Origin of the sequence: Mycobacterium sp. (assembly GCF_050701675.1) — a bacterium.
Classification (GTDB): domain Bacteria; phylum Actinomycetota; class Actinomycetes; order Mycobacteriales; family Mycobacteriaceae; genus Mycobacterium.
The window spans coordinates 1-6179 of record NZ_JBOGDD010000208.1; the positions used below are offsets into that span (position 1 = coordinate 1).

Here is a 6179-nt window from a genome sequence, read left to right on the forward strand (position 1 = left end):
CTCGATGAGGCCTCGAATCGGTTGGCGCACGTGCTGACTGAACACGGCGCGGCCCCGGGTGAGTTCGTGGCGTTGCTGGTGCCGCGGTCCGCGGAGGCGATCGTGGCGATCTTGGCGGTGCTCAAGACCGGGGCGGCCTATGTGCCGATCGACCCGGCGGTGCCCGCGGCGCGGTTGGAGTTCATGCTCGGCGACGCCGCCCCGATCGCGGCGGTCACCACCGCCGGGTTGCGTACGCGTCTGGACGGTTTCGACGTCCGCGTCGTCGACGTCGAGGACCCTGCCATCGGGTCGCAGCCCAGCACCGCGCTGGCCGCCCCGGCTGCCGATGATCTGGCGTACATGATCTACACCTCGGGTACCACCGGTGTGCCCAAGGGCGTCGCGGTCACCCACCACAACCTGACCCAGGTGCTGGAGTCGTTGCCTGCGGTACTGCCCAGAGGTCCGGGGCAGGTGTGGTCGCAGTGGCATTCGCTGGTCTTCGACGTCTCGGTGTGGGAAATCTGGGGTGCCCTGTTGCACGGGGCCCGGTTGGTGGTGGTGCCCGAGTCGGTGGCGGGGTCACCGGATGACCTGCACGACCTGTTGGTCGCCGAGAAGGTCAGCGTGCTGTATCAAACCCCGTCGGCGGTGGGGATGCTCTCCCCGGAAGGGTTGGAGAACACCGCGTTGGTGGTGGCCGGTGAGGCCTGCTCGGCTGAGGTGGTGGATCGGTGGGCGCCGGGGCGGGTGATGCTCAATGCCTATGGTCCGACCGAGACCACGATCTACGCGGCGATCAGCGCGCCGTTGGCGGCCGGGTCGGCTGTGGTGCCGATCGGTGCGCCGGTGCCTGGTGGGGCGGTGTTCGTGCTGGATGGCTGGTTGCGGCCGGTGCCCGCGGGGGTGGTCGGTGAGTTGTATCTGGCCGGGCGCGGGGTGGGTGTCGGCTATATGGGTCGTCCCGGGTTGAGCGCTTCGCGGTTCGTGGCGTGCCCGTTCGGGGCGCCCGGGACGCGGATGTATCGCACCGGGGATCTGGTGCGTTGGGGTGATGATGGGCAGCTGCAGTACCTGGGGCGTGCCGATGAGCAGGTCAAGATCCGCGGGTACCGCATCGAACTCGGTGAGATCCAGGCCGTACTGGCCGAGCTGGACGGGGTCGAGCAGGCCGTCGTGATCGCCCGCGAAGACCGACCCGGCGACAAACGCCTCATCGGCTATGTCACCGGCAGCGCTGACCCCGCCGAGATGCGCACCCAACTGGCTGATCGCCTGCCCGCGTACATGATTCCCGCCGCGATCACGGTGCTCGACGGGCTGCCGTTGACCGTCAACGGCAAGCTGGACCGGGGCGCACTGCCCGCCCCGGAGTACCAGGGTTCCGACCGCTACCGCGCCCCCACCACCAGGGTCGAGAAGATCATCACCGGCATCTACACCCAAGTTCTCGACGTAGAGCGCGTCGGTGTGGACGACTCGTTCTTCGACCTCGGTGGGGACTCGATCTCCGCCATGCGGGTCATCGCCGCGATCAACACCGCCATCGACGGCCACCTCGACGTGCGAACCCTCTTCGAGGCACCCACGGTCAGTGCCCTGAGCCAGCACGTCGACGGCGCTGGCGGCGCGATCACTGGTCCGAGCTTCGAATCCGTACACGGTGGCGACATCACCGAAATCCACGCCCGTGACCTCACCCTGGGCCACTTCATCGACGCCCCGACCCTGACGACCGCACCGACACTGTCGAGCCCGACCGACGAGACCCGGACGGTTCTGTTGACGGGGGCGACCGGGTTCCTGGGGCGGTATCTGGTGCTGGAGTGGCTCAAGCAACTCGAGCAGGTCGATGGCACGCTGATCTGCTTGGTGCGGGCCAGCTCCGATGAGGAGGCGCGGCGCCGGCTGGAGAAGACCTTCGACAGCGGCGATCCGGTACTGCTGCGGCACTTCGGAGAACTGGCCGCCGATCGGCTGCAGGTCATCGCCGGGGACAAGGGCCAAGCCGACCTGGGCCTCGACGAGAGCACCTGGCAGCGGTTGGCCCAGACCGTGGACCTGATCGTGGACTCTGCGGCGTTCGTCAACAGTGTCCTGCCCTACGGGGAGCTGTTCGGGCCCAACGTGGTGGGCACCGCCGAGCTGATCCGGTTCGCGCTCACCTCCAAGGTCAAGCCGTATGCCTTCGTCTCCACCTCCGACGTGGGCCGCCAAGTCGATCCCTCGGCGTTCACCGAGGACGCCGACATCCGAGTGATCAGCCCCACCCGTTCGATCGACGCCAGCTATGCCAACGGCTACGGCAACAGCAAGTGGGCCGGTGAGGTGCTGCTGCGCGAGGCTCACGACCTCTGTGGGCTGCCGGTGTCGGTGTTCCGCTCCGGGATGATCCTGGCCGACACCGAATACGCGGGACAGCTCAACGTCTCCGACACCGTCACCCGGATGGTGCTGAGTCTGGTGGCGACCGGGGTGGCGCCGGCGTCGTTCTATCAACTCGACGACGACGGCAACCGCCAACGCGCCCACTTCGACGGACTACCCGTGGGATTCGTCGCCGAGGCCGTCACCGCGCTGGGTGCCCAGCTGGCCGACGGATTCGCGACCTATCACGTGATGAACCCGCACGACGACGGCATCGGCATCGACGAATACGTCGACTGGCTGATCGAGGCCGGTCACCCGATCGAGCGCATCGATGACTTCGGAGAATGGTTGCAGCGCTTCGAAACCGGCCTGTGCGCCCTACCGGAACGGCAGCGTCAGAATTCGGTGCTGCAGATGCTGCAGGTCCTCACGGCGCATACAGAGGACCTGCAACCGCCAGAGCCCACGCTCGGATCCTTCGCCCCGGCCGAGAAGTTCCGCGCCGCGGTCCAAGAAGCCAAGGTCGGCCCCGACAAGGACAACCCCGACATCCCACGAGTCACCGCGCCGGTCATCACCAAGTACGTCACCGACCTGCAACTGCTCGAACTGCTCTAAACATGTGGAGTTCGCTTCTGGGCATGTCGCTGCTTGTGGCGCTCAATCCGGTTCTTCTTGGCATCGTCCTTCTCATCATCTCCAGGCCACGTCCCGTCCAAAAACTGCTCGCCTTCTGGCTCGGCGCGCTAACCGTGAACCTTCCTCTCTTCCTTGCTCCCCTGGCGTTGCTGAACCTGACGCCGGGATTTGCTTCGTTTGCGCAAGCCTTTGCCGCTCCGGCGACGGCAACGGCAACGGGCGGCTCGGCCATCCGGCCGACCCCACTCGTCATCGGTGCCATCTTTCTCTTGGTCGCCGCAGCGATGACGGTGCGCCTCTGGATGCGTCGGCGTTCGGAGTCGCAGGAGGCCGTGGCTTCGGGCCGACGGTTGGGTGGACGCCACCGAGCGCAACGCGGTCGGACGGGCGTTCCGACGACCGGCGGTGCCACTTCCACCCTCGTTCTGGAGTCCAGTGGGCCAAGGGATGAGTCGGGGCCGTTGGGTCGGGTGAAGGGCATGGCTAGCAGAGTTGGATCTGAAGTCCGGCGGCTATACGGCCGTCTCCTCAGCACATGGGAGAACGGGTCCGTGCGGGTCACGTTCGTGTTCGGCATGTTGTATCTGCCGTCCGTAACGCTGGTATTGCTGGTAGACACCACCATCGTGACGTCGGGAGCCGGGATCGGTGAACAGGTTTTTGCCGCCGCCGCGTTCGTCGTGGGCTTCCTTGCCGTTCTCGAGATCACGTGGCTGAGCTACGTCGTCGCACCAGGGAAGACCGCCGCGGTGCTACGACCACTCCACGACTGGGCGCAGACTTACAGTCGTCAAATCCTGATCGCCTTCTTCACTCTGATTGCGATCTGGCAGCTGTCGAGAGGCTTCAGCATCGGCTGACGTCCGCGCCCTGCTACACGGTGCGAGCCAGCCGGTCCGCGAGCAACCCGGCGAACCTTGCCGGGTCCTCGGGTACGTCACCTTCCGCGAGAAGTGCTGTGCCATAGAGTAACTCGGCAGTTTCGGCCAGTGAGGAATCCTCGGCGCCGCGGTTCTCGTGAGCCTGCCTCAGGCCGGTGACCAGTGAATGCTTCGGGTTGAGTTCGAGGATCCTCTTTCCCGCCGGAACCGCTTGCCCGGAGGCCCGGTACATGCGCGCGAGCGCCGGGGTGATGCCGAAGGAGTCGGTAACCAGGCAGGCCGGCGATTCCGTCAGGCGGGTGGACAGCCGTACTTCCTTCACGTGATCGCCCAAGGTTTCCCGTAACCAGGTGAGCAGGTCGGCGAAATCCCTCTTCTGCTCTTGGTTCTCGGCGTCGTGTGCCGCCTTCTCATCCTCGGAATCGAGGTCCACCTCACCCTTGGCAACCGACTGCAGGGGTCTGCCGTCGAACTCGGTCACCGATCCCACCCAGACCTCGTCGACCGGGTCGGTGAGCAGCAGCACCTCGTAGCCCCTTGCCTTGAATGCCTCGAGATGCGGTGACTTCAGAAGTTGCTCTCGCGATTGCCCGGTGGCGTAGAAGATCTGCTCCTGACCGTCTTTCATGCGCTCGACGTATTCGGCCAAGGTGGTCGGTTCTTCTTCACCGTGCGTCGAGGCGAACGACGAAATTCGCAGCAGTATGTCCTGGTTCTCGAGGTCCGACATCAAGCCCTCTTTGAGCACCGCACCGAACTGGGTCCACAGCGTGCGGTAGTCCTGCGGCCGTTCGGACTGCAGACTCTTGATGGTCGAAAGGACCTTCTTGGTCAGACGGCGGCGGATCGCCGAGACCTGCCTATCCTGCTGCAGGATCTCGCGGGAGACGTTGAGAGACATGTCCTGTGCGTCGACGACACCCTTGATGAACCGCAGGTAACTCGGCACCAACTGCTCACAGTCGCCCATGATGAAGACGCGCCTGACGTACAGCTGCACGCCGGTCTTGGCGTCCCGGGTGAAGAGGTCGAACGGCGCGTGTGACGGGATGAACAACAGGGCTTGGTACTCGAACGTGCCCTCGGCCTTCATCGGGATGACCTCTAGCGGATCGTCCCAGGCGTGAGCGACGTGCTTGTAGAACTCGGTGTACTCGTCGTCGGAGACTTCGTCGCGGGTCTTGGCCCACAGCGCCTTCATCGAGTTGAGGGTCTGCGTCTCGACGGTGACGCGCTCGTCGGCGCCGTCCTCGGTCGGCGGGGTAGTTCGCTCGACCTGCATCCGGATGGGCCACGCGATGAAGTCGGAGTACTTCTTGACGAGCTCCCTGATCTTCCACTCCGAGGTGTAGTCGTGCAGTTCGTCCTCGGTGTCTTCGGGCTTGAGGTGCAGCGTTACCGTCGTTCCCTGCGGCGCTCCTTCGACGGATTCGATCGTGTAGGTGGCCTCCCCGCTGGACGCCCACAGAGTGGCCTCACTCTCGCCGGCCTTGTGAGTGAGCAGCTCGACCCTGTCGGCGACCATGAACGTCGAGTAGAAGCCGATACCGAACTGACCGATCAGCTCTTCCGAGGCCGCCGCCTTCTTGGCCTCCTTCAACTGCTTCCGCAGCTCGGCGGTACCGGACTTGGCGAGGGTGCCGATGAGATCCACGACCTCGTCGCGCGTCATGCCGATCCCGTTGTCGCGAACGACGAGAGTGCGCGCTTGGGTGTCCACCTCGATCTCGATGTGAAGATCGGAGGTGTCGACGTCGAGGTCCTTGTTCCGCAACCCTTCCAGTCGCAGTTTGTCCAACGCATCGGATGCGTTCGAGATCAGTTCCCGCAGAAACGAATCCTTGTTGGAGTAGATCGAATGGATCATCAGATCCAACAGTTGGCGTGCCTCCGCCTGAAATTCCAACTGCTCGACGTGTGAAGTCATGTGATCCTGTTCAGTGCCTTGGATTGCGGATGCCGGAAAGGATGATACCGAGCACCTCATCGGGCAGGGCTCAGACCAACTAGGCGGGTCGAGACGTCCAGGCCATCGGACGCCAGCTCAGAGGATGCCCACGCCGTTCACCACACACCAAATCCCCGCGACTGCGAACAACGTGATCAGAACCTTCCAACGGTGAGCCAGCGCCCATTCGTGCGCCGGTCCCAGTGCCGCTTGGGTCCGCCGTGGCGCGACCAGATAGCTGACGAGGGCGAGCTCGAGAACTGCAAGCACGCCGAGGACGAACACGATGGTGGCACTCACTTGCGTGGCGAGCGAGGCTCCCGAACCGACGACGATCAGAACGACGAGCAGAATCGTGG

At 64.7% G+C, this 6179-nt stretch carries 4 protein-coding genes; 2 read left to right on the plus strand and 2 right to left on the minus strand.

Annotated elements, in window-relative coordinates; all coding sequences use genetic code 11:
* On the plus strand, positions 1-2970 hold a 2970-nt coding region (locus ACRDUX_RS05975; RefSeq protein WP_526411951.1), incomplete at its 5' end, for a non-ribosomal peptide synthetase family protein.
* 23 nt (positions 2971-2993) lie between these two features.
* On the plus strand, positions 2994-3851 hold the full coding sequence (locus tag ACRDUX_RS05980; RefSeq protein ID WP_526411953.1) for a GAP family protein: 858 nt from the start codon (positions 2994-2996) through the stop codon (positions 3849-3851).
* 13 nt (positions 3852-3864) lie between these two features.
* On the opposite strand, the gene htpG is transcribed toward ACRDUX_RS05980, so the two are convergent.
* Positions 3865-5799 carry a molecular chaperone HtpG gene (gene htpG / locus ACRDUX_RS05985; protein WP_526411955.1) on the minus strand — a complete coding sequence of 645 codons (1935 nt, stop codon included), beginning with the start codon at positions 5797-5799 and terminating at the stop codon, positions 3865-3867.
* 117 nt (positions 5800-5916) lie between these two features.
* On the minus strand, positions 5917-6179 hold a 263-nt coding region (locus ACRDUX_RS05990; protein ID WP_526411957.1), incomplete at its 5' end, for a GAP family protein.

Bases quoted from the DNA above. Each gene is read 5' to 3' on its own strand.
- ACRDUX_RS05980 (WP_526411953.1), top strand. From the start codon at position 2,994: ATGTCGCTGCTTGTGGCGCTCAATCCGGTTCTTCTTGGCATCGTCCTT.
- htpG (WP_526411955.1), bottom strand. From the start codon at position 5,799: ATGACTTCACACGTCGAGCAGTTGGAATTTCAGGCGGAGGCACGCCAA.